The organism is Neptuniibacter halophilus, assembly GCF_030295765.1.
Lineage (GTDB): Bacteria > Pseudomonadota > Gammaproteobacteria > Pseudomonadales > Balneatricaceae > Neptuniibacter > Neptuniibacter halophilus.
Genome location: NZ_AP027292.1, coordinates 1,675,246 through 1,698,509 on the forward strand (window position 1 = coordinate 1,675,246; position 23,264 = coordinate 1,698,509).

A 23,264-nucleotide genomic window follows, 5' to 3' on the forward strand; every position below is an offset into this window, starting at 1 on the left:
AAGCGACAGACTACTTGTCGGTGCCTGCTTCAATCTGTTTGTTGATCACATACTGCTGAGCGATCGACAGAATGTTGTTCACCACCCAGTACAGTGTCAGACCAGCCGGGAACCAGAGGAAGAAGAAAGTGAACATGATTGGCAGCATCTTCATGATCTTCGCCTGCATCGGATCCGGAGGTGTCGGGTTCAGCATCTGCTGAATAAACATACTCACACCCATGATAATGGGCAGGATAAAGTACGGATCTTTAACCGACAGGTCAGCCAGATAGAGGAATTCAGCGTGACGCAGTTCAACGGATTCCATCAGTACCCAGTACAGAGCGATGAAGATCGGCATCTGCGCAACGATAGGCAGACAGCCACCCAGCGGGTTGATCTTCTCTTTCTGGTAGAGCTTCATCATCTCCTGGGACATCTTCTGGCGGTCGTCCCCGTAGAGTTCTTTCAGACGCTGCATCTCAGGGCCGAACTTACGCATTTTCGCCATCGATCTGAAAGCTTTCGCATTCAGATGGAACAAAGCCGCTTTCACCAGAATGGTGATACCGATAATCGCCAGACCCCAGTTACCTACCAGATTGTGAATCCACTTCAGCAGCATATACAGCGGTGAAGCGATCCACCACAGCCAGCCGTAGTCAACGGTCAGCTTGAGATCTTCCTGAGCCAGCTCCATCTGCTCCTGGTCTTTTGGACCGGCATAGAAGTTAGCACTTACTGTCTTGCTCTCGCCCGGTGATACGGTAAAGTCCGGAGACAGGAAGCCAACTATGTAGTTGCCGTTCAGTTTACGCGACTGATACTTGTACTCCGCACCCGGTGCCGGAATCCAGGCACTCAGGAAGTAATGCTGAGACATGGCAACCCAACCGTCCTGGCTGCTTGCCTTGAACTGTTTCTCGTCAACGTCATCGAAGTCGTACTTCTGATAGGTATTTTCGGAAGTAGAGAAAACCGGTCCCAGATAAGACTGCATACCCATATCGGTACTGGAAGTCGGGTCTTCGCTGCGATCGCGTTTGATCTGGCCGAACAGGTTAGCAGCCCAGCTCTGCTCAGACTGGTTGTTTACTATAAACTCCAGTTTCAGATCGTAAGAACCTTTGCTCAGGGTGTAACGCTTGGTGATCTGTACGCCCTGTTTGTCGGTGTAATTCAGATCAACAACCAGTTGCTCCTGATCGCCCAGCAGGTATTCGCTTTTTTCCACCTGATAGGTAGGCCGTCCTTCTGTGCTTGCATCCGGACCATTCTTGCCTACCAGACCGCTCTGAGAAACATAGGTACGGTTTGTGGTCTGCTCAAGCAGGATGAAAGGAAGTTCAGAACCTAAGCTGGCTTTATACTCAGGCAGTGCGACCTGGATAATATCACCGCCTTTAGTGTCGATGATGATATCCAGAACATCCGTTTTAACGTTGATCAACTGAGCTTGTTTCGCTGCCTGTTCTGCGGTTCCGGGTACATCGCCTGCCTGCGCGGTTTGCTGGGCGCTTGGCAGATCAGAACCGGCAGGGCTGGCTTCGTAAGCAGAGATTGAGGTGGTTGCCTGTTGTGCTTCAGGCTGCTGACCGTAGTCTTGGTTCCATTGCAGCACTAGCATATAGCTGATTAAGCAGAGTGCTCCAATGAGAATAATGCGCTGTACATCCATGGGGTTAAGGACCAATCAGGTTGACTTTAACTTGTTTGATTTCTTCCGCATTCGTGACCAGCACTTTCTCATCAACTTATGCATGGCATCATTTTCCATATCGCCGAGACCGGGTCTGGCAAGAATAATCATGTCCACGGCTGGTAAGTCATGCTGATGCAGACGAAAGGATTCGCGAATGATACGCCGAACGTGGTTACGTTTCACGGCCTTGCGAATATTTTTTTTGGAAATAACAAATCCAAGCCGGGGATGGCCCAGATTATTAGGACGGGCAAGTATGAGGATAGGCTGGTCTGGTACTTTCAGTTGTACGTCATCGAAGACTTGCTGAAAGTCCCCGCCGGTCAGCAGACGCAACCGGCGGTGGAATCTGAATTCGGTCATTCAAATAACCAGACCGTCTTGCCAGTCATTAAGCAGACAGGCGCTTACGGCCTTTAGCGCGACGACGGTTAATTACCTGACGGCCAGCTTTAGTAGCCATGCGGGCACGGAAGCCGTGTGTACGCTTACGCTTTAATACGCTTGGTTGAAATGTTCTTTTCATCGGTCAATCCTGCCAACGCGTTTGATGAATGAATACGTGACGGAAAAAGCCACGCGGAAAAATAGAGGGCGGAATTCTAGTGAATTTGTTTCCCGGGTTCAATCTCTTTTTGAGTTTATTTCCTGTTTTTTACCTATATAAGGAAGATTACAGGATAAAAGGCCACGCGGCACCGCTTCAGTCAGGCCTCAATGCTGGTCACTACGGCGTTTTTTGCTCCCCAATCCGCATATTCAGAGTCCATCTGATTGCCTTAAAAAGCACTTAAAAGCCCGCTTGTTTTTCACTTTGCTGAAGGAAATTGTTACTAACTCTGTGAATTCTGTGGATAACTATTGCCAGCCCACGGTTTACCCCCACTCTTCTACTGTATAACTCTTTGAATAAGAGGTGGGCTATTTGTGTGCTTGCTGCTGAAAAGGCTGGGGTAAGTGTTATCCAGCCCGCGCGTGACAAGGCTTTGTTCAGATACTGTTGTTACCTGAAGGTAGGAAAAAAACTCTTTTTTACTGTGGATAACTGTGGCGTAAGCCGGTAAAATCGACCCATACATGAACCCCTCGCTTACCGCAGCTCCTTTGCTGCGCTGGTTCGTGAGATTAAAACTAAAAAAACAGGATTACAGAGAAGGGCTTCTCCCCTATGTCTACGGAACTATGGGCGCGTTGTTTGCACAGCCTGCAGGACGAGTTTCCGGCTCAGCAATACAACACCTGGATCCGACCGTTACAGGTCGCTCCGGACAGTGCTGATCAGCTTATTCTGGTCGCGCCAAACCGTTTTGTCCGGGACTGGGTGAACGACAAGTTTCTATCCCGAATCCGACAGGTGGTCTGCGATGTCACCGGTGATATCGCCACCGAAGTGATGCTGGAAGTGGCCAACAATCGTGCGGCTCCGCGTCCTCGCCCGGCGCCACCGGCGATGAGTCGCCGGCCTGTCCGACCTGCGGTCAGTCAACCTTCTCCTGCTGCGTTTGCACCTCAGGCGGTACCTGAACCTGCTGCAGTGGCACCACACCCGGTTATGGAAGCACCCCAGGCTGAGGAGATTTTCCAGCCCTCCGCTCAGGAGATGGTGCCTTCGCAAATTCAGATGCCGATGCATATGCCGGTATCTCAGCCTGCCCCGCCTCCTGCACCTATACCAGAACCGGTGGAGCGTCAGGTTGATGTTGATGGCGGATTGCGTCATCACCAGTCTAATCTCAACCAGTCTTTTACTTTCGACAGTTTCGTTCAGGGTAAGTCCAACCAACTGGCGCTGGCGGCTGCCAGACAAGTCGGCGATAACCCCGGGGTCTCCTACAACCCGCTGTTTATTTATGGCGGTGTAGGTCTGGGTAAAACCCACCTGATGCATGCGGTGGGCAACGAGATGCTCAAGCGTAATCCAAATGCGAAGATTGTTTATCTGCATTCGGAACGTTTTGTGGCCGATATGGTTAAGGCGCTGCAATTAAATGCGATCAACGATTTTAAGCGTTATTACCGTTCGGTCGATGCCCTGCTGATTGATGATATTCAGTTCTTCGCCGGTAAGGAGCGTTCTCAGGAGGAGTTTTTCCACACCTTCAACGCGCTGCTTGAAGGCGGTCAGCAGATGATTCTGACCAGCGACCGCTATCCGAAAGAGATTAACGGCGTTGAGGAGCGACTCAAATCCCGCTTCGGCTGGGGCCTGACGGTGGCGATTGAACCGCCTGAACTGGAAACCCGGGTTGCGATCCTGATGAAAAAGGCTGAAGAAGCGCGGGTTCGCCTGCCTGATGATTCTGCTTTCTTCCTGGCGCAGAAGATTCGCTCCAATGTGCGGGAGCTCGAAGGCGCCCTGAAACGCGTGATTGCCAATGCCCATTTCACCGGCAGTGCGATCACCACGCCATTTATTAAAGAATCTCTTAAAGACCTGCTGGCTTTGCAGGATAAACAGGTTAGTATTGATAATATTCAACGAGTTGTAGCTGATTATTATAAGATTAAGGTTTCGGACCTGCTGTCAAAACGACGCAGCCGTTCTGTGGCCAGACCACGTCAGGTAGCGATGAGTCTGTCCAAAGAACTGACCAACCACAGTCTGCCGGAAATCGGCAACGCCTTTGGTGGTCGCGATCACACCACCGTGCTCCATGCCTGTCGTAAGATTAAGGAGCTACGTGAGAGTGATACGGATATCAGAGAAGATTATCAGAATTTACTGCGCCATCTGACGGCGTAAATATACCGGCCAAGACTGGACCGGCCATATATAAAGGTAGGTGGGGAAACGATGAAATTTGTCATCTCACGTGAAGCGCTGATTAAACCATTGCAACTGGTTGCGGGTGTTGTAGAGCGTAGACAGACATTGCCAGTGCTATCCAACATTTTGCTGGTAGCTGAAGGGGATCAGCTCTCCATGACCGGTACTGACCTTGAGGTCGAACTGGTTGGGCGGGTGACTCTGGATGAGCCGGCTGAAGCAGGTTCGGTAACGGTACCGGCGCGCAAGCTGATGGATATCTGTAAATCCCTGCCTGATTCTGCCCGGATCGAACTGACCCTGACAGGTCAGAAGATGGTGATCAAAGCCGGCCGTAGCCGCTTCTCGCTCTCTACCCTGCCGGCAGCAGAATTCCCTAATGTTGAAGACAGCCCGGAAACGCTGGAACTGTCCATGCTTCAGCAGCAGTTACGCACCCTGATCGATAAAACCGGTTTCTCCATGGCGCAGCAGGATGTGCGTTACTACCTCAATGGTATGTTGCTGGAGATCGCTAATGGTCAGTTGCGTTCTGTTTCTACCGATGGTCACCGTCTGGCGACCAGTGTGACTGCGGTTGAAGCTCAGGATGGTATGCAGCACCAGATTATTGTGCCGCGTAAAGGTATTCTGGAACTGGCGCGCCTGCTGCAGAATGGTGAAGAGCCGCTGCGTCTGGTGATTGGTGCCAGCCATATCCGGGCACATGTAGGTGATTTTACTTTCACCTCTAAGCTGGTTGACGGTAAATTCCCTGATTATCAGCGTGTTATCCCGAAAAATGGCGATAAAGTGCTGCTCAGTGATCGTATGGAGCTGCGTCAGGTGCTGAGCCGTATCGCGATCTTGTCGAACGAAAAATACCGCGGTGTACGCCTCTCCCTGACCAGCGGTTATCTGCAGGTCATGGCAAATAACCCTGAACAGGAAGAAGCGGAAGAGACACTGGCGGTGGATTACGAGGGTGACAGCCTGGAAGTTGGCTTCAACGTAAACTACCTGCTGGATTGCCTGTCGATTCTCAACTCCGATGTGGTCCGTCTGACACTGTCTGATTCCAACTCCAGTGCGCTGGTTGAAGGGTTCGACGAGCCGGACAGCCTTTACGTTGTTATGCCAATGCGTATGTAAGGCACTCACTGTTAAGCTATGGGGGGCTCAATCAGCCCCCCTTTTTGTACCTGTCTATGTCCATATCGAAACTTCAGATCCAGCGCATTCGTAATATCAGTGCCATTCAGTTTGAGCCGGTGCCCGGCATTAACATCATCAGTGGTGAAAATGGCAGCGGAAAAACCAGTATTCTCGAAGCGATCAACCTGCTTGGGCTGACCCGTTCTTTTCGAACCAGCAAAGCCCGTCATCTGGTGCAGAACGATCAGGCCTCCGCTGTGGTCTTTGCCAGTATTGATCCGATGGCTCAGGGCCTTAAGCAATCTCTGGGCGTAGAGCGCCCTGTTGAGGGTGAAGCACGGATTCGTTACGAAGGTCAGGATATCGATCTGTCGACTCTGGCCGAGCTGATCCCTCTGCAGGTGATCAACTCCGATACCTTCCTGCTTCTCGAGGGATCTCCGGCGGTTCGGCGACAGTTTCTCGACTGGGGCGTATTCCATGCGGATAAAACGTTTATCCAGCTCTGGCGGGGCTTCAGAAGAGTATTAAAACAGCGTAATACCCTGCTGAAATGTGGTAAGATTGACAACCAGTTACGCCAGGTCTGGGATCGCGAATTTGTTGCTTTTGCTGACCAGCTTACCCGCCTTAGACGGGAGTATCTCAGCCTGCTTAAGCCTGAATTTGAAGCGGTCGTCAGTCAGCTTCTCGAAGGTATGAAAGTTGAGCTTGGCTTTACGGCCGGTTGGGATAAAAAGCGCCCTCTGGATGAAGTACTCGCGGTTAATTTTGAGCGTGATTTGCGTCAGGGATTTACCGGCAGCGGGCCTCAAAGAGCCGATCTGCGACTCAAAGTGGATGGCCACAGTGCGGCAGAGCGCCTCTCGCGAGGACAGAAAAAGCTGGTTGTCAGTGCGCTTAAGCTGGCTCAGGGAGCCCTGTTTCAGCGAATGAACAGCCGGCCCTGCATCTACCTGATCGATGACCTTCCCTCAGAGCTTGATGCACACCACGGCGAACTGTTTTGTAAAGTGTTAGAGCAGAGCTCTAACCAGTGTTTTATAACCTGTGTGGATGCTTCAGCGCTGCGGGCGCAGTGGCAGCCACAAACGGAAAAAGCCACTTTTCGTATTGCAGATGGCAGCATTGTCGAGCCAATGTAACGAAAGAGTTAGGAGACTTGGATGAGCGGCGAAGATAACCAGAATTATGATTCCTCAAGCATTAAGGTACTTAAGGGCCTTGATGCGGTCAGGAAGCGGCCGGGCATGTATATTGGTGACACCGACGATGGAACGGGTTTGCACCACATGGTTTTCGAGGTTGTTGATAACTCGATTGATGAGGCGCTGGCTGGTCACTGTAGTGAAATCAAAGTGGTTATTCACCCGGATGAGAGTATCACCGTATCTGATAATGGTCGTGGTATTCCAACTGATATCCACCCTGAAGAAGGTGTATCGGCAGCCGAAGTTATCATGACCGTGCTCCATGCCGGTGGTAAGTTTGATGACAACAGCTATAAGGTTTCCGGTGGTCTGCACGGTGTAGGTGTCTCTGTAGTTAACGCTCTTTCCACCAAGCTGAAAATGACCATTCGCCGAAACGGCAAAGTGCATGAGCAGGTCTACCACCACGGTGAGCCTGAAGCGCCTCTCTCGGTTGTGGGTGAAACTGAGTCCAGCGGTACCATGGTTCGTTTCTGGCCATCGGAAGAGACCTTCACTAATGTCTCTTTCAAATTTGATATTCTGGCTAAACGTCTGCGTGAGCTTTCCTTCCTGAACTCCGGTGTACGTATCGTTCTTAAAGATGAGCGTACTGCCGTTGAGGAAGTGTTTGAGTATGAAGGTGGTCTGAGTGCATTTGTTGAGTACCTCAACACCAATAAAACCACCATTAATAAAATGTTCCACTTTACGGCTGATCATGAGACCGGTGTCGCGGTTGAAGTGGCGATGCAGTGGAATGACAGCTTCCAGGAAAGTATCCACTGCTTTACCAACAACATTCCTCAGCGTGACGGCGGTACCCACCTGTCGGGTTTCCGTGCGGCCCTGACCCGCTCACTGAATACTTACATCGAGAATGAAGGCCTGAACAAAGGTGGTAAGATCAGCACCACCGGTGATGACAGCCGTGAGGGTCTGACTGCGATTATCTCGGTAAAAGTGCCTGATCCTAAATTCTCCTCCCAGACCAAAGATAAGCTGGTCTCCTCCGAGGTGAAATCTGCGGTTGAGCAGACCATGGGGGAACTGCTGGCGGACTACCTGCAGGAAAACCCACAGGAAGCTAAGTCTGTTGTATCGAAAATGATTGACGCGGCGCGTGCCCGTGAAGCGGCACGTAAGGCGCGTGAAATGACACGGCGTAAAGGTGCACTGGATATCGCAGGTCTGCCAGGTAAGCTGGCAGACTGTCAGGAGAAAGACCCGGCCCTTTCTGAACTGTACCTGGTGGAGGGTGACTCTGCGGGCGGTTCTGCCAAGCAGGGCCGTGCGCGTAAGACGCAGGCGATTCTGCCTCTCAAGGGTAAGATTCTTAACGTAGAGAAAGCCCGTTTCGATAAAATGCTCAGTTCTGCAGAGGTTGGTACGCTGATCACTGCGCTGGGCTGTGGCATCGGACGTGAAGAGTACAACCCTGAAAAACTGCGTTACCACCACATTATCATCATGACCGATGCCGACGTGGACGGATCACATATTCGAACCCTGTTGCTGACTTTCTTCTTCCGGCAGATGCCTGAGCTGATTGAACGCGGTTATGTTTATATTGCTCAGCCACCACTGTACAAGATTAAAAAAGGTAAGCAGGAACAGTACCTGAAAGATGATGAAGCTCTGGACTCCTACCTGCTTCAGGGAGCGTTGGACGGTACATCGCTTCACGTGAATCCTACGGCCCCGGGTATCAGCGGTGAAAAGCTTCAGGATCTGGTATATCAGTACCGTGCAGTGATTCGTACAGTTAACCGGATGTCCCGTGTTTACCCATACGCTATGCTCAAAGCGTTGCTGGATGTCTCAGCCTTCCCCGGCGACTCGATGACTGATCAGGCTGCTGTTGCAGACTGGTGTGATCGTTTTGATGACACCCTTGCCGGCTATTCCGATAAGGCTGTGAGCTACCAGTGTCTGGTTGAAGAAGATAAAGAACACAGCAATTTTGTCGCCAAGGTTGTTATGCAGCAGCATGGTGTTGCCCATGATTACGTCCTCAATGCTGAATTCTTCGCTTCCCGTGAATACGGTGAAATTAAGAAGATGGCCGATACCCTTTCGGGTCTGCTGGAGCCGGGTGCTTATCTGCAGCGCGGTGAGCGTAGTAAAGAGGTGATTGACTTTGAAGAAGGCCTTAACTGGTTGCTTGATCTGTCCCGCCGTGGCCATTACATCCAGCGTTATAAGGGTCTGGGTGAGATGAACCCGGAACAGCTCTGGGAAACGACAATGGATCCTGAATCCCGTCGTATGCTGCAGGTTACCATCGAAGATGCGATTGCCGCTGATCAGTTGTTCACGACTCTGATGGGCGATGAGGTAGAACCGCGTCGTAACTTTATTGAGTCGAACGCCCTGCAGGTCGCCAACCTCGATGTGTAACAGATCACAATCTCCCGATGGGAGGTAATCCTAAAAGCAGCCATTTGGCTGCTTTTTTTATGGCTGCTGTTTGCTCTGCTTAGCTTTCTGGCTCGGTTTGTTGTGATTTCGCTTTGGAGGCTATTTTCTGGCAGCAACTGTTGCCCTTCTGTATGGGTGGGCAAGGTGTTGTGCCATAGGAACAGAATACGCAGCAGTCGCCCGGTAAGGGCCTGAGTAAAGATCCGCAGCCTTCGCATTCGTAATACCACTGGCAGGCTTCTGTGGGCATCTGTTCTTGCTTGCTGTGGCCGCATCTCGGGCACGTGATAACTGATTCTGTAATGACGGGTTTCACTGCATTTTCCCCGCGAGCTGATCTGTTGATGTCTGATTATTCTGCTGGCTCTTCTTGCCTCGATCGGGCGCCACAGTGATGACATAAGATACCATCGTGGGTTGGATAAAGCGGGAAGTCCAGCCCAAGAAAGACAAGGAATGCCATGCGTCGGCCAAATTGATAATACTCGGTGTTATGGCTTCCGCAATGGGGGCAGGCTGCACCCTGATAATCCTGTTGTTCTATCAGTGCCTGCTCCAGATCCAGTGCCAGTATCTCCTGCGCCTGCTGAGTATAGTTTTCCGGTACCTGTAGTCGTATTCCGCCGAGTGCATCGGAATAGAGCCATTGCATGTTAATGGTATGCTCATCTGCCAGATAGGCGGGTATGCCTTCTGATTCGAGGCGTGATCGGGCCAGGTGCGCTTCATAGGGGTAACTATATCGGGCGATAGTAACCAGCATAGGCTCATCCTTGAAGCCGGGTACGCGGCTTAGCTGTATTGGTTGTATCCTTGCTCTCACATTGGCTGAGAGGTCTTCTCCGCCATGTTTTCTTTATGCGGGCGATCATGTGGCTCTATTTTGAATATAGCGTCTGTGCGTGCTTCAGAGCGCCTTCTGCTTGTGTCATGGGTCTGGCTTCCCTGCCGATCATAGCGCCCTACTGATTAAACACCCGGTAACAATTTCGTCCGTTTCGTTTGGCTTTGTACATTGCTTCGTCAGCCTGTTTGATCAGTTCTTTTTCGCTGCTGCCATCTGGGAAACTACTGATGCCTATACTCACACCAAATCGAATCGAGTGGTCTTCAATGACACGCTCATGGCTGAGGTGGTGAATGATCCGGTCTGCCAGCTTTTCTGCCCCCTTGGGCTTATCTAATGCGGTAGCGATGATCGCAAACTCGTCGCCACCCAGCCGGGCTATGATGTCTGTTTCACGGCAAAGTAATTTGAGGTCAGTGGCGAATCCCTGAAGCACAGCATCGCCAATGGGATGGCCATACTGATCATTGATCGCTTTGAAACCGTCCAGATCCAGCAGAATCAGAGCGAATGGCTGGCCGTTGCGCTGCCCCAGCTTAAAGGTTTCGCTCAGGCGTTGATTAAAGTAAGCACGATTGGCCAGTCCGGTCAGCACATCTGTTTTCGCCAGATGCTGAATTTCGGCTTCCCGTTGTTTTCGTGCACTGATGTCCGCTTCGGTTCCGCAGATGCGCAGCGGCTCCCCTTCGGGCCCTCTTTCGGTGACTTTGCCTCGATTCAGTACCCATACCCAATGTCCTTGTTTGTGGCGCATCCGGCACTCGATTTCATAGAAATCACGGCTGCCATCGAGGAGCTCTTTGAACTGAGCTTCTGATTCATGCAGATCCTGCGGGTGTATCAGCATATGCCACGTGCTAAGGGTAGTGGGTGCTAACTCCGCCAGCTCATAGCCAATGATCTCTGCCCAGCGCTGGTTAAAGATGATTTCGCTGGTGCTGATGTTCCACTCCCAGGTTCCCACATTGGTCCCCCAGATAATTTCGGAAAGGCGCTCTCTCTCAGATGCCAGCTCCTCGGCTACCTGTTTGAGCTGGGTTTCGTAACGTACCCGATCGGTTACATCGACAATAATGGAGTACAGCAGCGTGCTGTTTGCCAGCCTTACCGGGCCACTGTGAACTTCAACTTCCCTTACCTCACCCGATGCCAGCCGGTGCTTAAAGCGAACCTTATAGTGGTTCTGTTGCTTCGCTGTTTCTATTTCATCACGCAGCTCACTGGGTGGCAGCATATTGATCTGTGACATCGGCATGTCGTTCAGTTCCGCTTTGCTGTAACCGTAGTATTCGCAGGCGGCATTGTTAGCGCTGACGATATGCCCGGAGGCCGCATCGATCAGTAGCTTGATCGCTGAGTTGTTCTCGAACATTTCACGGTAGACACGTTCCTGTTCTATCAGCTCTTCCTCGGCTTTTTTGCGAGCCGTAATATCCTGAACAATCCCAATCATGCGCACGGGTCTTCCCTCGGTATCAGGGATGACCTCGCCCTGTTCGATAACAATCTTTTCCTCACCGCTTTCCAGAACGAGCCGGTGTTCAATTTCATAAGGTGTCTGATGTGCCAGTGCTGCTTCAATGGCTACGGTTACCCGGGTTCGGTCTTCAGGATGTATAGCGTCCAGAAATCCTTCATATGTGGCTTCATAATCCCGGCTGTCCCTGCCAAAGATTCTGTATATCTCTTCCGACCACCAGAGTTTTCCACTCTCGATTTCCCATTCCCAGTTACCTAAAGATGCCATCTTTTCGGCACGCCCGAATAAAGCATTCAGCTTGGTCAGGCTGTTTGTTCTGGCGATCACCTGATGCTCTATTTCGAAGGTATGTCCGGCGACGATGACCATAAACCAGTTCAGCAGCCCGGCGATCACCAGACCGCAGATGATCATCAGGTGTACGCTCCAGGGCTGATAGAGGAAACTGCTGTTGCTCACCTGAATCAGAGACCAGCTCTGATCGCCTACACTGATTACGCTGTGCCTCAGCAAGGGGTATCGGCCTTGTACTTCTATCTCCTTCAGCGGTTCATCGCTCCAGGTATTACTGCCTTGTGTATAAAGCGCCTGTGCACCCGGTTCGGCCTCCGGGTCTAACAAGATGAGGCTGGTGTTGGGTACGGTTTTCCCGGCCAGAGCACTGGTTGCCAGGTTTCCAACGCGAAGAACGGCGGTGGCGTATCCCTTCATGCGACCGTTATCCGGATCGAACACCGGCAGGAAGATCAGCACGCCTGCCTGGCTACTGTTCTCCTGAACCAGCCTGATGGGTCGGGTTACCACCTCATCCATTGTGGTTGCTGCGGTATCCAGTGCCTGCCTTCTGACTTCCTGTGAATATACGTCATACCCCAGCGCCTGCTTGTTTTGTTGTAAAGGTTCGATATAACTGACTACAACATGACGGTTGCCCCGGTTAGCGGCAATCAGTTCACCTTTCTCGTTTCGCTGAGTAACCCTGAACTCTATCCCCTCTTTTTGATACTGGCTCCGTAGCTTGTCTTCGAATGCGGCCAGCTCATTGTTGGTGAGATTGATATTCCATGACAGCCCATGCAGGTTCTTTTTGCGTATCAGAATGGGGGTTGTATAGGTTCGGAACTGCTCCGGCGTTAACGACTCATTGCTCAGTATCAGGCCTTTCAAACCGTACAATGTATCGATCGTTGCCTGCAGTTCAGCTTCTAATGCCAGCGCCAGCGTGTCGGCATTTTTATTGAATTGTTCTGTCTGTTTACGTTGTTCAAATTTGGCAATGGCAATGGAGAACATGACAGTACAGCCGGCGATAACCAACAGACTGGAAATCAGACTTTTCCGGTTGGGTACTTTAGCTTCTGAAAGTTTCGGGAATAGCGCCAGTAACCAGGGCGAGAGAACGATAATTCCTAAGGCGTCGCCGAGCCACCAGTTAAACCAGTTTGCTGCAAATTGATCGGTTTGAATGACGCCTGCCATTAGCAGTACAACACAGCTACTGCTCGCATTGATCAGACTGCTTATCAAACCCCCAATTAAACAGAAGTGCAGAACCTGATTGGGTTGGTGAAATGCGAAAGGAAAGCCAATTAGCCTGGAAACCAGTCTGGCGCCCACATAAGCCTGGAGTGCGGCGCCCGCAGCAATCAGAGCAGGTATCAGTAGTATCCAATCCCCTTCGCTGCCGCTGTTTGCTATATAGATGTTAACCAGAAACGAGCCTGCGAATATCCCCGGAAGTACCCGGGCTCCCCATATCAGGGCGGCGCATATAGCTAAGCCAGAGGCTGGCCAGATGATGGTTGCAAACCCGGGTGGTATTGCCATGAACTGGCCAGCCATACCCAACAGGAAATAACCACCTGCCACCAGTGTTGAGGTGGCTACAAGACTACTCTTCTTCATAGTTCACTACGACGCTCTGGATATTTGCTCTTGCAGTATGACCTATCTACCTGAGCCTGAACAGGCAGCTTTTGGCCTATTTATGGTGGCTTTGATCTGACTCGTTTTTGCATCCGGGCGCCCTTCTCTATGTTGCTCGGCTCCACTATTTGTTGATCCTTCAGTAGTCATTCGCTGAGTGCTTGATCGCTCTTTTAACTCTGTCTCAGGTGGGTTGGTCTGTTTGTTCGACGAGGATGCCTTGAGTGTTTCACGTGAAACACTCAAGGCTCTGGCGGGATTGTTCAGGGCAGGATTGAATCAGCAAATGTTTTCAGGTCTTCAAAAATAAGCGTGCCATCCGGGAGCGCTTTATCTGAGTTGAGCGTTCTCATACCTTTGCCCGTTTTAACCAGTACAGGTTTGCAGTTAACCTTAGCGCCGGCCTGAAGGTCTCTCAGGCTATCACCTACCGCGAATACACCAGTAAGATCATTCAGACCAAAGCTCTTGGCGATTGAGTTGAACATGCCCGGCAGGGGTTTTCTGCAGTCGCACTTATCATCAGGTCCGTGCGGGCAGAAATGAATGCTATGTATCTCACCGCCCTGTTCATTGACCAGTGCCTCAAGCTTATGATGCATCTGTTCGAGTGTATCTTGTGTGAAATAGTTTCGTGCAAGGCCTGACTGATTGGTTGCAATGCAGATGCTATAGCCTGCTTTAGATAGCGCTGCTATAGCCTCTATGCTACCGGGGATAGGAATCCATTCATCCAGTGATTTTACATACTCATCTGAATCCTGATTAATAACACCGTCCCGATCCAGAACGATCAATTTTAACTGTGGTTTGTTCATATGCATTACCTGCATCTGTAGTCATATGATGTTTCACGTGAAACAAAAAAGCCGGCATTGAGCCGGCTTGAATATTGCGCTCGCAAGAACGGTTTAGCCGAGCAGCGAGATGTCGGCAACGCCCAGGAAGAGTGAGCGGAGCTGAGAGAGCAACGCCAGACGATTGTTTTTCACTGCTTCGTCATCGGCCACGACCATAACTTGATCAAAGAAATCGTCAACAGAAGCTCGCAGAGCAGCCAGGGATTCAAGAGACTCCTGGTACTGACCGGCTGCGAAAAGCGGAGCAAGCTTAGTGCGCTGAGATTCGATCTCTGCGGCTAAGGCTTTTTCTGCAGGCTCTGCCAGCAGGCTGGTGTCGACCTCAGATACGCCTGAAACGCCCTGCTTGTTCAGGATGTTGGAAACACGCTTGTTGGCCGCAGCCAGTGCATCTGCTTCGGCCAGAGTGCGGAAGTGGTTAACCGCCTTAACGCGTCGATCAAAATCCAGTGGGCGACTTGGTTTAAGTGCGAGGACAGAGAGGAACACTTCTGCATTGATGCCGGCGTCTTCATACCATGCGCGGAAACGCTCCAGCATGAACTCAAGCACTTTATCTTCGAGGCCATCACGGGCAGCAAGGCTGTTGTGATTATCAGCCGCGATAGAGAGAAGCTCGCGCAGATCAAGATCCAGATTGCGCTCAACGATTATGCGCAGAACGCCCAGCGCTGCACGACGCAGTGCGAACGGGTCCTTGGAGCCTGTAGGTGGCTGGTTAATGCCAAACAGGCCTGTCAGGGTGTCCAGACGGTCAGCAATAGCGACCGCGATTCCCGGCGCAGTCTGAGGCAGTTCGTCACCTGCAAAGCGTGGCATGTACTGCTCGTTCTGTGCCAGTGCCACATCCTTGTCTTCACCATCATTCAGGGCGTAGTGATAACCCATCAGGCCCTGAAGGTCGGTGAACTCAAAGACCATGTCGGTCAGCAGGTCGGTTTTAGCGAGCAGGCCTGCCCGCTCAGCTTTGCTCTGGTCTTCGCCAAGCTTGTTGGCGATCTTACCGGCCAGTGAGCTGATGCGTGCGGCTTTGTCGTATACGGTGCCAAGGTCTTTCTGGAATACGACGGATTTAAGTTTCTCAACCCGGGATTCGAGCGTGGACTTCTTGTCGGTCTCGAAGAAGAATGCGGCATCAGACAGTCGTGGGCGGATAACCTTCTCGTTGCCTTCAATAACCTGCTGCGGATCTTTGGAAACGATGTTGCAGATCGTGGTGAAGTTAGGCAGCAGGTTTCCATTCTGGTCGAGGTGGTGGAAATACTTCTGGTGCTCCTTCATTGAAGAGACCAGTGCTTCGGCCGGCACTTCGAGGAAGCGCTCTTCGAAACGTCCGGTCAGGGCGATTGGCCACTCATTCAGAGCGGTCACTTCATCCAGCAGATCTTCATCGATCTGGGCGGTGGCGTTGAGCTTGCGCCCCTCTTCCTCAACCTGTGACTTGATCAGCGCTTTACGCGCATCATAGTCAGCCATCACCATGCCCGGGTTTTCCAGTCGGGAGTGGTATTCGGAAGGCGCAATCAGCTCAATGTCCTGATTGTAGTGGAAACGGTGGCCGCGGGTTTTACGGCCGGCTGTCAGGCCAAGGATCTCGCACTCGACTACTTCATCACCCAGCAGCATGACCAGCCAGTGAACCGGGCGAACGAACTCAACCCGGGATGCACCCCAGCGCATACGCTTAGGAATAGGCAATTTGTTCAGGGACTGCTCAACCAGAGATGGGAGCAGAGACGCCGTAGCTTTGCCCTCTTCCGTGGCGCGGAAGTTATAGTATTCGCCTTTATCTGTATCAATCTTTTCGAGCTGGTCCGCGCTGACACCGCAGGAGCGGGCAAAGCCCTCTACCGCTTTTTCAGGCGCTTTGACTGACGGGCCGCGTTTTTCAATGGCGCGATCAGCCTGTTTCTCATCCAGAGCGCTGATCAGTACGGCAAGGCGACGAGGTGAGGCATAGTTTTTAACGTCACCGAACTCGATGCCCGCCTCTTTCAGACCAGAAGTAATGCCGTTGCTGAATGCTTCAGAAAGGGATTTCAGTGCTTTAGGTGGCAGCTCTTCGGTGCCCAGCTCAACGAGAAAATCATGTTGTGCCATTAGTTGTTCTCCTCGCAGTTAGCCAGAACTTCCTGACGGATCGCATCGGTAGCCAGTGGGAAACCCAGTGCTTTACGGGCATTGAAGTAGGCGTGCGCTACTTCCCGGGCCAGCGTTCGTACGCGCAGGATATAGCGCTGACGTTCGGTGACGGAGATGGCGTGACGGGCATCCAGAAGGTTGAAGGTGTGTGATGCTTTCAGAACCTGCTCATAGGCAGGCAATGGTAGCGGCTTCTCCAGACTGAGTAGCTTGTTACATTCAGCTTCACAGTTGTCGAAGGTTTTGAACAGCTCTTCGACGTTAGCGTGTTCGAAGTTGAAGGTGGATTGCTCCACTTCATTCTGATGGAACACGTCGCCGTAGGTCACTGTGCTGCCATCCGGGTTTTTCGCCCAGATCAGGTCATAGACACTGTCAACGCTCTGCAGGTACATTGCGATACGTTCCAGACCGTATGTGATCTCGCCAGTCACCGGGTAGCATTCAAGGCCGCCGGCCTGCTGGAAATAGGTAAACTGGGTGACTTCCATGCCGTTCAGCCAGACTTCCCAGCCAAGACCCCAGGCACCCAGTGTCGGAGACTCCCAGTTGTCCTCTACGAAACGAACGTCATGTACGCCAAGGTCTACGCCGATCCGTTCCAGTGAGCCCAGATAGAGTTCCTGAAAGTTCTCAGGAGAGGGCTTCAGAACGACCTGAAACTGGTAGTAGTGCTGCAGGCGGTTAGGGTTCTCGCCGTAGCGGCCATCGGTTGGACGGCGGCTTGGCTGCACGTAGGCAGAGCGCCAGTTTTCTGGTCCGATTGCGCGAAGGAAAGTTGCCGGATGGAAGGTGCCTGCACCTACCTCCATGTCCAGTGGTTGTACGATCACACAACCCTGCTCTGCCCAGTATTCCTGCAGAGCAAGGATAAGCCCCTGAAATGTGCTTACGTCTGGGGTTGCCTTGTCAGTCACAGAGTTCACCTTTTACATGAGTGCGCCAGAGAATTTCCTCCCTCTGGAGGGTTGGCGACACCGTATTAGCCTGAAAAATTAGCCGGCAATTATACAACAAAAAATGATCAGTCTGTGCCCGCTGGCGGGCTTAAAGGCGAGAAAAGGCGGGATAATTGCGGAAATTGAGGAGGAGGTCGGAATCCCGCCCCCTCCCGGATATGGGAATGACTGGATCAGTAATCCAGACAGAGGTATTTCAGAGTCTCAATGACCTGTTCGGTGTTTTCTGCAACGGCATGTGCGCAGGCGTCGATCTCTTTGAGGGGGTGGGTCAGTTCCGGTGCGTGCTCGACAATCAGAGATTTGCCGTTGGCCACCGCAAAGCCCGCATCGAATGCTGCGTTCCACTGGCGGTATTTGTCGCCGAAACGAACAATCACAATATCAGCCCGTTTGATGGCGGTCATGTGACGAATGGTATTCATTTTGGCGGACTTGTGATCGGTCCAGAAGCTGGAATCCTCCGGGCCGAGAATGTCGCTGGCGCAGCCATCGCTGGAGTCGTGGTCGGTATTCGGGGTCAGAACATCAACCGGCAGGCCGTTTTCATTAATCGCTTTTTTGATTTTGTCGCGCCAGTCGCTGTGAATCTCGCCGGAAAGGTAAACAGTGTATCGCATGATCAGGCTCTCAATAGTGTTTGTATGGCGCGGGTCTGCTGCCCGCTTTAACGTTTCCAGAATGCCGGCGTGAAGAGTACCAGCAGAGTAAATACTTCAAGTCGACCGAGGAGCATGGCAAAACAGAGCACCCATTTGGCAGGATCGTTCAGGTTGCCGTAGTGCGCGGATACATCGCCCAGCCCCGGGCCGAGGTTGTTCAGGGTCGCCCCCACTGCTGACCAGGCTGTGACCTGATCCAGCCCGGTAGCCAGCAGGACGATCAGCATGATCACAAACACGATCAGGTAGACGGAGAAAAATCCCCAGACCGCTTCCAGAACTTTATCTGAAATCGGTTTGCGGCCGAGTTTAACCGGAATGATCGCATTGGGGTGGATCAGACGCTGAATCTCACGGTAGCCCTGTTTCAGGATCAGCAGTACCCGGATTACCTTCATTCCGCCCCCGGTGGAGCCGGCGCAACCCCCGGCAAAGGCGGCAACAAACAGCAGAAATGGCAGCATAACCGGCCAGTGTGCGAAGTCTGCAGTGGCGAAGCCGGTGGTGGTGGCAATGGAAACGACCATAAACGCAGCTTTACGCAGTGACTCATCCGGTGGGTAGGTTTTGGTCAGGGTCAGCACAATCAGGGCGATCAGAGTGATGCCTGCCAGCGTGCAGAGATAGAACTTAAATTCAGGGTCCTGCAGGTAGTGGAGCAACGTATGCTGCCGCCAGGCAAAGAAGTGCAGGCCGAAATTCACCGCGGAAATGGTCATAAAGAAGATGCAGATCAGCTCAATGGTTACTGAATCGAAATAACCGATACTGGCATCATGGGTGGAAAAGCCGCCAATCGCTACGGTGGAGAAACTGTGTCCGATCGCATCAAACAGGTCCATGCCTGCAAGCCAGTAACCTGCGGCACAGGCAATCGTCAGTGACAGGTAGATATACCAGAGCGCTTTAGCGGTTTCAGTGATGCGCGGGGTCAGCTTGGAATCTTTAACCGGCCCCGGCGTTTCGGCGCGGTATAGCTGCATACCCCCGATGCCGAGCATCGGCAGAATGGCAACGGCGAGGACGATGATACCCATGCCGCCGAGCCATTGCAGTTGCTGGCGATAGAAGAGAATCGATTTTGGCAGGTAATCGATACCGGTAATCACCGTCGCACCGGTTGTGGTGAGGCCGGAAAGGGACTCGAACAAGGCGTCGATAAAGCTCAGATGGGGGTTGTCGGTGAGCATGAAAGGTAATGCCCCGAACAGGCCCAGAACGGACCAGAACAGCACGGTAATGAGGAAGCCGTCACGGGTACGCAGATCCTGCCGGACCCGGTAAACCGGTATCCAGATAAAGAAACCGGTCATCAGGGTAATCAGGAAGCCGGAGATGAACGCCAGCTCAGCGCCATCATCGTAGAAAAATGAGATGCCAAGAGGCGGCAGCATCGAGATGCTGAATATCATCAGCAGGATGCCCAGAATACGGAGAATGACTTTGTAATGCATCTACGCGCTTCCGCTGTCAGAAGAATGTCAGGCCGACCTGGAACAGGCGCTCAACTTCGTTGATTCGGCGTTTGTCGACCAGGAACAGGATGACATGGTCACCGCTCTCTACAACCACATCGTCATGGGCGATCAGCACCTCATCGTTACGCACGATGGCGCCGATGGTGGTGCCCGGTGGCAGTTTGATCTCTTCAATGGTTCGGCCGACCACCTTGGAGGAGGATTTGTCGCCATGGGCCACCGCCTCCAGTGCTTCGGCTGCGCCGCGCAGTGAGTGAACCGCGACCACGTCGCCCCGGCGCACATGGGTCAGCAGCGCGCCGATGGTGGTTTGCTGGGGGAGATCGCAATGTCGATCGCCCCGCCCTGCACCAGATCGACGTAGGCCGGGTTGTTGATCAGGGTCATGACGGTACGGGCACCCTGACGCTTGGCCAGCATCGAGGCCATGATATTGGCCTCATCATCATTGGTCAGGGCGCAGAAAACATCAGTGTCTTCGATATTTTCTTCGATCAGCAGCTCCCGGTCGGAAGCGCTTCCCTGCAGCACAATGGTGTTATCCAGTGTCCGGGCCAGGTAGTTACAGCGGCGAATATCACGCTCGATAATCTTCACCTGATAGTTGCTCTCGATAGATTCAGCGAGACGGGCGCCGATATTACCGCCGCCGGCAATGATGATCCGTTTATAAGGGTGATCAAGACGGCGCAGTTCACTCATTACTGCGCGTATGTCGCGGCGGGCGGCGATGAAGAAAACCTCATCGTCCGCTTCGATAACCGTATCACCCTTTGGAATAATCGGGCTTCCACGGCGGAAAATGGCCGCTACACGGGTATCAACATTAGGCATGTGGGAGCGCAGATAAGAGATCTCACGACCTACCAGAGGGCCGCCGTAGTAGGCTTTTACCGCAACCAACTGGGCTTTAGCGTCTGCAAAATCGAGTACCTGCAGCGCGCCGGGATGCTGGATAAGGCGTTTGATGTGCTTGGTAACCAGCAGCTCCGGGCTGATCCGCACATCAATCGGAATGCCCTTTTCACCAAAGATTTTCTGGTTTTTATTCAGGTAGTCATGTTCCCGGACACGGGCGATTTTGGTCGGCGTATTAAACAGCGTCTGGCCGATCTGGCAGGCGATCATGTTCACTTCATCGGAGTTGGTGACCGCAATCAGCATGTCTGCATCCTGCGCACCGGCCTGATCGAGTACCGAAGGATAGGAGGCTTTGCCCTCAATGGTGCGGATGTCGAGTCGATCCTGCAGTTCGCGGAGTCGGCCGGAGTCTGTGTCGACCACAGTGATGTCGTTATCTTCACGGGCCAGGTTTTCTGCGAGGGTGCCGCCAACCTGGCCTGCACCGAGAATAATGATCTTCATGATCAGCCTTTTACAGTAACCGGAGGCGGTCGGTCAGGTCGATAGCATTCAGGCCTGAGCAACTTTCTCCAGTAGCGCGTAGTAGAAACCATCATGGCCGTTTTCCTGAGGGAAAAGCTGCCGGCCATATTCTCTTTCAATACCCCACTCCGCGTTGATAGGCAGGTGTCGGGCATCCTCTGTTTGTGTCATAAAGCGTTTGATAAGTCGCTCATTTTCCTGCGGGAAAATAGAACAGGTAGCATAAAGCAGTTTGCCGCCTGGTTTCAGCATTGCCCAGCAATTTTGCAGGATATCTGCCTGTAGCTGGGACAATTGATGAATATCTTCACCCTGGCGCAGGTATTTTATATCCGGGTTGCGACGAATAACACCGGTAGCGGAACAGGGAGCGTCCAGCAGGATTCGGTCATAGGCTTGTCCGTCCCACCATGTCTGGGTGGCGGCATCAGCGATATGCAGGTTGGCTTTAAGGCCGAGCCGGCTCAGGTTTTCGGTTATCCGCTCTGCTCGTTTCTCTTCAAGCTCAACCGCGTCTACCTGACTCAGGCCTTTCCCGGCTTCAAGAATATGGCAGAGCTTGCCTCCGGGAGCCGCGCAGGCATCCAGTACCCGTTGGCCGGGTTGAAGGTCAAGGAGTCCGGCACTGAGCTGGGCCGCCTCATCCTGTACGCTGAAAGCACCGACACGGTAGCCCGGCAGTGTTTCGACATTCAGGGATTGTGACAGGCGGATACCCTGCGGGCTGAAACGGGTTGGCTCGGCCTCTGTTACCACATTCAGTTGTGTAAGATAGCTTTCCCGGTCGGTGCGCAGGGCGTTAATACGCAGGGTCAGTGGCGCCTGAAGATTGTTCGCGTTAATAATCTGCTGCCAGTGATCAGGCCAGTTATTTTGCAGCTTTGCGATCATCCATTCAGGATGATTAAAGCGGTAGCTGAGTTCCTGCTCCAGATCGGCTTCAATCGCCTCCCGTTCGCGCTGAAAGCGCCGTAAAAGGGCGTTAATGAGTTTTCCGGCCGGAGCCTTATCGAGTTTTTTACAGGCGTCTACGCTTTCGTTAATAGCTGCGTGGGACGGCACCCGGGTATGAATCAACTGGTACAAGCCGATCAGAGCGACGGCTTTAATATCGATATCCCGGTATTTAAAGGGATGATTCTGCAGCCGTTTAAGGATCGCATTGAGCTGCGGGTGGTAGCGCATGGTGCCGTAGCAGAGTTCCCGCAACAGGCCCCGGTCCTTCTCCGGGCAGCGTCGTTCCAGTGCCGCCATCTGGGTATTCAGGGAGCCCTTGTTTTTCAGTAGCGGGGTGAGTACCTGGCTGGCCAGGGCGCGAACATTGGTTGTCATCGTCTTAGCCTAAACTCAGTCCTGGTGCGAACTGCTCCCGCTTGGAATTAAGTACAGCGGCTGCGTCCATTGGTTTTTTGCCGGGTAGTTGCAGTTGGGTAATCCGCAACGCGCCCTCCCCGCAGGCGACGATAATCGAGCGTTTGTCAGCCGGTAACAATTCGCCGGGTGTGCCCTGCTGCTGCACTGGCTCGGCAGCCAGAAGCTTGACCGTCTCTTCGCCCAGCTTAAAGGTGACGGCAACTCTGGGGCTGAGTGCCCGGATCTTCAGATCGATCTCGCTGGCCGGGGCGTTCCAGTCAATCACGCCTTCCTGTTTATCCAGTTTGTGCGCGTAGGTAGCGAGGCTGTCGTCCTGAGCTTCGGCTCTGGCGCTGCCAAGCTGAAGCTGTTTCAGGGTGGTGATCAGTGCCTCTGCGCCGATTTCGGCCAGTCGGCTGAACAGGCTGGCTGCTGTATCGCTGGTGCTGACAGGCGTATAGACTTTATGCAGCATGGCACCGGTGTCGAGGCCCTCATCCATCTGCATGATGGTGACGCCGGTTTCGGTATCGCCGGCGAGCATAGCCCGTTCTACCGGAGCAGCGCCACGCCAGCGGGGCAGCAGAGAGCCATGAACATTGATACAGCCCAGCCGGGGGGTATCCAATACCGCCTTGGGCAGGAGTATGCCATAGGCAACCACCACCATAATGTCGGCTTCGAGGTTAGCAAGTACTTGCTGTTCGGCTTCGTCTTTCAGACTGTGTGGCTGGTGGACCGGGATGTCATGGGCCAGTGCCAGGTCTTTCACCGGGCGCGGAGCCAGTTGATTCTTGCGTTTGCCCTTCTTGTCCGGCTGGGTGTAGACCGCAATAACCTGATGCTCTGAATCCAGCAGTGCGCGCAGGCTTTCTGCGGCAAAATCAGGGGTGCCGGCAAAGACGATACGGAGTGGGCTGTCTGACATGGGTGTCTCCAAAATAAAACAGGCCTGCGGAGTAATCACGCAGGCCT

At 52.7% G+C, this 23,264-nt stretch carries 17 protein-coding genes and 1 pseudogene; 4 read left to right on the forward strand and 14 right to left on the reverse strand.

The features are described from left to right. Positions 1–10: 10 nt before the first annotated feature. Genes yidC through rpmH form a run of 3 tightly spaced genes read right to left on the reverse strand, consistent with a single transcriptional unit; the run spans position 11 to position 2,210 of the window. Entirely contained in the window at positions 11–1,660 is a 1,650-nt protein-coding gene (gene yidC / locus QUD59_RS07790) for a membrane protein insertase YidC (protein WP_286240647.1), read from the reverse strand. A 15-nt stretch (positions 1,661–1,675) separates the two neighbouring features. After that, a complete protein-coding gene (rnpA, locus tag QUD59_RS07795; protein ID WP_286240648.1) occupies positions 1,676–2,047 on the reverse strand; it encodes a ribonuclease P protein component in 372 nt (123 codons plus the stop codon). Positions 2,048–2,075: 28 nt separating this feature from the next. Beyond that, on the reverse strand, positions 2,076–2,210 hold the full coding sequence (gene rpmH / locus QUD59_RS07800) for a 50S ribosomal protein L34 (protein ID WP_007021587.1): 135 nt from the start codon (positions 2,208–2,210) through the stop codon (positions 2,076–2,078). A gap of 642 nt (positions 2,211–2,852) precedes the next feature. Here rpmH and dnaA point away from each other — a divergent pair. The 4 genes from dnaA to gyrB are packed head-to-tail and all read left to right on the forward strand — an operon-like array spanning position 2,853 to position 9,175. Next, entirely contained in the window at positions 2,853–4,427 is a 1,575-nt protein-coding gene (dnaA, locus tag QUD59_RS07805; protein ID WP_286240650.1) for a chromosomal replication initiator protein DnaA, read from the forward strand. Between the two features lie 51 nt (positions 4,428–4,478). Next, a complete protein-coding gene (gene dnaN / locus QUD59_RS07810; protein WP_286240651.1) occupies positions 4,479–5,582 on the forward strand; it encodes a DNA polymerase III subunit beta in 1,104 nt (367 codons plus the stop codon). Positions 5,583–5,638: 56 nt separating this feature from the next. Further along, a complete protein-coding gene (gene recF / locus QUD59_RS07815; RefSeq protein WP_286240652.1) occupies positions 5,639–6,730 on the forward strand; it encodes a DNA replication/repair protein RecF in 1,092 nt (363 codons plus the stop codon). Positions 6,731–6,751: 21 nt separating this feature from the next. Continuing rightward, on the forward strand, positions 6,752–9,175 hold the full coding sequence (gene gyrB, locus QUD59_RS07820; RefSeq protein ID WP_286240653.1) for a DNA topoisomerase (ATP-hydrolyzing) subunit B: 2,424 nt from the start codon (positions 6,752–6,754) through the stop codon (positions 9,173–9,175). Between the two features lie 79 nt (positions 9,176–9,254). Here the strand turns inward: gyrB and QUD59_RS07825 are convergent, their stop codons facing one another. The 11 genes and pseudogenes from QUD59_RS07825 to fmt all read right to left on the reverse strand — a co-directional run bounded on the left by QUD59_RS07825 (position 9,255) and on the right by fmt (position 23,217). Then, positions 9,255–9,446, reverse strand: a complete 192-nt coding sequence (locus tag QUD59_RS07825; RefSeq protein WP_434025546.1) for a GDCCVxC domain-containing (seleno)protein — start codon at positions 9,444–9,446, stop codon at positions 9,255–9,257. A 102-nt stretch (positions 9,447–9,548) separates the two neighbouring features. Further along, positions 9,549–9,959, reverse strand: coding sequence for a putative signal transducing protein (locus QUD59_RS07830; protein ID WP_286240656.1), 411 nt, complete (start codon positions 9,957–9,959; stop codon positions 9,549–9,551). 199 nt (positions 9,960–10,158) lie between these two features. Beyond that, positions 10,159–13,428 carry a sensor domain-containing diguanylate cyclase gene (locus tag QUD59_RS07835; protein ID WP_350227799.1) on the reverse strand — a complete coding sequence of 1,090 codons (3,270 nt, stop codon included), beginning with the start codon at positions 13,426–13,428 and terminating at the stop codon, positions 10,159–10,161. Between the two features lie 284 nt (positions 13,429–13,712). Next, positions 13,713–14,267, reverse strand: a complete 555-nt coding sequence (gene gmhB / locus QUD59_RS07840) for a D-glycero-beta-D-manno-heptose 1,7-bisphosphate 7-phosphatase (protein ID WP_286240658.1) — start codon at positions 14,265–14,267, stop codon at positions 13,713–13,715. 93 nt (positions 14,268–14,360) lie between these two features. Further along, a complete protein-coding gene (gene glyS, locus QUD59_RS07845) occupies positions 14,361–16,409 on the reverse strand; it encodes a glycine--tRNA ligase subunit beta (RefSeq protein ID WP_286240659.1) in 2,049 nt (682 codons plus the stop codon). Next, a complete protein-coding gene (gene glyQ / locus QUD59_RS07850) occupies positions 16,409–17,368 on the reverse strand; it encodes a glycine--tRNA ligase subunit alpha (RefSeq protein WP_434025547.1) in 960 nt (319 codons plus the stop codon). Before glyQ ends, glyS begins: the two co-directional genes overlap by 1 nt. Positions 17,369–17,583: 215 nt before the next feature. Further along, positions 17,584–18,030, reverse strand: a complete 447-nt coding sequence (locus QUD59_RS07855; RefSeq protein ID WP_286240661.1) for a YtoQ family protein — start codon at positions 18,028–18,030, stop codon at positions 17,584–17,586. A gap of 47 nt (positions 18,031–18,077) precedes the next feature. Continuing rightward, positions 18,078–19,526, reverse strand: a complete 1,449-nt coding sequence (locus QUD59_RS07860) for a TrkH family potassium uptake protein (RefSeq protein WP_286240663.1) — start codon at positions 19,524–19,526, stop codon at positions 18,078–18,080. A gap of 16 nt (positions 19,527–19,542) precedes the next feature. Continuing rightward, positions 19,543–20,915: pseudogene (gene trkA / locus QUD59_RS07865) on the reverse strand (Trk system potassium transporter TrkA). 48 nt (positions 20,916–20,963) lie between these two features. Continuing rightward, a complete protein-coding gene (gene rsmB / locus QUD59_RS07870) occupies positions 20,964–22,268 on the reverse strand; it encodes a 16S rRNA (cytosine(967)-C(5))-methyltransferase RsmB (RefSeq protein ID WP_286240664.1) in 1,305 nt (434 codons plus the stop codon). Between the two features lie 4 nt (positions 22,269–22,272). After that, positions 22,273–23,217: a methionyl-tRNA formyltransferase gene (gene fmt, locus QUD59_RS07875; protein ID WP_286240665.1), complete on the reverse strand. Its 945-nt coding sequence runs from the start codon at positions 23,215–23,217 to the stop codon at positions 22,273–22,275. Between the last annotated feature and the right edge of the window lie 47 nt (positions 23,218–23,264).